Origin of the sequence: Candidatus Nitrosotalea sp. FS, from assembly GCF_011319475.1 — an archaeon.
Classification (GTDB): domain Archaea; phylum Thermoproteota; class Nitrososphaeria; order Nitrososphaerales; family Nitrosopumilaceae; genus Nitrosotalea.
In genome coordinates, this window is the sequence record NZ_RCMC01000292.1 from 1 (window position 1) to 3,195 (window position 3,195).

Sequence of the window (3,195 nt, forward strand, 5' to 3'; positions counted from 1 at the left end):
TTAGATGAGACCCATAGGGGAAAGGACTGGATACTAGAGCAGATAAAAAAGTCACGGGTCAAGGCACCCTTCAAGCATACCATGAATAGCTTTCAGATATTGAAATCATGTCCTTCTGAGTTTGTCTCTCATGTTTTACAGGTCTTGCAGGGAGATGACTTTGAGAACTTTGGAGATGTCAAGACGTTAACCCGTACGTATCACTGGTTCTTTTGCGATATTGTAGCTGGTTCGAATCCTACCGTTCCAACAAAGGACCAGGTGCGAAAAGTTGTTGCAATAAATGAAATAGTTGCAAGGGTTGAGACGTTCAAGAATAGAGACAAAGACTCGACTGTTATTTTATCAACTGGCGATGGTATGGCAATTGGATTTTCAGACAGCCCTGAAAAGCCATTGAAGTTAGCTATTGAAGTTCACAAGGCATTGAACAAGTNTTTTAAGAATAGAGACAAGGATTCTACGGTTATTTTATCAACTGGGGACGGCATGGCAATTGGTTTTTCTGACAGTCCTGAAAAGCCCTTGAAGTTAGCTATTGAAGTTCACAAGGCATTGAACAAGTACAATTTACAGAGGAGGGGAAAGGAAAAACTTTTGATAAGAATTGGAATCGACATGGGACCTGTTTATTTTATCAAGGATATAACAGGACATGCAAATGTCTGGGGTCCTGGGATTATTGTAACAAGACGTGTTATGGATTTGGCAGGAGACATGCAGATTTTAGCTTCATCGAGGATAGCTGATGATATTCGCAGGTTGTCACCAGAGTACAAGTTTATCATGCATCCAATTGGAGATTATACCATAAAACACGGCGAGCAGTTGAATCTGTACAATATTTACGGTGATGGTTTTGGGAATAAAGTTGCTCCAAGAAAATCTAAAGTGCCAAAGAGCAACCAGGAAAAAGAGATCAAGAATACAAACAATTTCCTTTTCAATAAAATTGAGATTGGTTTAGAAGTTGTCAATGCAAAGACAATGCTTACTCATCACACTTGGATCTGGAATGTTGTAAATATTGCAAAAGAGCCAAAGGACCAAGTGTTTTATTATTTGGATGGAGATATTCCGAAAGAATTTGCAGACATGAACGTAACTGTAAAAGATGAGAAAGGAAACAAGCTAGAGATCCAGAGTTTGAATGTCAACAAGCCATACCACAAGGAGTTTAACGTGAAACTGAATCGACCTTTGAAGCCAAAGCAGAAGAAGATATTGATACTAGAATATGACTGGGAGGAACCTGAGCGTACATTCTTTTACAGGTTTGCGTCAGACTGTAAGAAGTTTGCATATACGTTTTTGGCGCCAAAAGGAATTGAGTTGAAGACACGGGTGCTAAAGGTTGACCCTGAGACAGGATACAAGATTCATGTCTCTCCTGCACCTGTTGTTAGTTATTCCGGAAAGAAGACAGATGTGAAATGGTCAAAGGATAACCTGCATGCATATGATGCATACCAGTTTGACTGGTGATTTTATTTTTTAGACATATCATGTAGAAATTTGCAAACTGAACATTTGTGTGAATGTATCTACCAGTTGCTGTGTGGCATGATTCCCTTTTCCAGTGCAGATGCCATTGCTTTTGAGGCCTCGCTCTGCATTGCATCTTTTATCTCTTGATCATTCCATCCGTTAAGTTGCGTGACAGTAAAGTGCATGAACTTGTAGTCGCCTTTCTTTTCTACAGCAAAAGGTTCAAGGTCTCGCTTGATTGATGCAAGGTTGTTCGTATCTTTGTCTTCGATGACCAAAGTTACTGTGTGGTTTATCGTATCATACAACCAATATACACAGCCATTTCCAGTTGAACCAAATACACTTTTTGTGTCGCGTATGTGGTTTAGTATGTTAGGGTTGTAGAATCTATCTTTTTCAAGCTCTGTTTGCAAGTCACCAAAGTTGTCATACCGGACTGTTCCAGCAGGAAGTATCTTTGGAGGCTCTGGTGTATCGACTGCATCATGTAGTCTGACATCTGTGGAATACATGTGATCATTCCATGCCCTTGCAAGAAATGACATCTTATTGTACGACTTGGTCGGGACAAAATCAAATTTTGTATATTGGAACTTGCCATCAGATACAGAATCGGCAGTAACGTTTGACAGTATGTGGTTTGGATCGTTTACCTCTGTGTTGGAGTTCTTGTCCCACACTATGGATGCAATGCTGTTTGGAGTAATCATGTCTTGTCCCCTTGGGATTAGGTACAAGCCCATGTGAACGATGGCCTTAGGGTCGTAGCTCTCAAATGTCTTAAAAGTCATGCCTACATTCTTGCCTGACATCAGAATTTGTTTTGGAATTTCATTGTTGTATCCCGATATGTCAAACGTTTCCTTCTTGTCAGTCTGATTTAGTGTAAAGCCATCAGAATAGTGGTAATAACCTCCGCCAAATGACGGTGGAGAGATTATGTATGGGCTTCCACCTATTGCAGCAAGAATGTCCAGTACAAGACCTGGTCGTATAAGGCCGCCTCCTCCACCTCCTCCACCATATCCTGAATTAATTAGTGCATTAGCTTTTACTCCTTTGTAGATTATAGTCACAGTGTCACCAAATTTTGCAGGTAGAGCACCTGTTGCTGGATCAGGGTTTGGCGTTATCAGTTCATTTTCTATGTTTAGGTCTGGAAGAGATCCATCCAAGTTAATGATGGATACGATGTCGCCACCGTGAACAGAGATTTTGCTTCCATTTACAGATGAACCAGTAGTAAACTTGAGTGTGTTTGAATATATGCTTGTGTTTGGTCCTGTCTCTGTCATGTTAAGAAATATTCCAATAGTTGGATCTGTGCTTGAAAACACTTGGATTCCATCAGTAGATACAGGGCCACTGACTATCGTATCCGGTACCAGAGGATTGTTTGGAAAAGACGTATCCTTGACAGAAATAATTTGTGTACTGGATGTGGTAAATGTATTAGAGCCATTTGTGTAAATCAGATCATGATTTTTAAAAGTATTAAATGCACCAGGAGAATTGTACAGTGTTAGGGTTATCCCGGACGGATACGATGTAGAGTTTACTTTAACAGTTATGTTTGCAAGTGATGTATAATTTCCATCGATGACTGTCATGGTGTTGTTGCCCCATGGTCCTCCACCGGGAACAAACCCACCAACATTGATGTTCTGTAGTGTCGAACCCCAAGTCACAGATATTGCATTTGCA

The 3,195-nt window shown here is 40.4% G+C and carries 1 pseudogene; it reads right to left on the bottom strand.

Going from position 1 to position 3,195, the window contains the following annotated elements:
* Window positions 1-1,544: 1,544 nt before the first annotated feature.
* A pseudogene (locus tag DYY66_RS12105) lies at window positions 1,545-3,195 on the bottom strand (hypothetical protein); the annotation flags it as partial.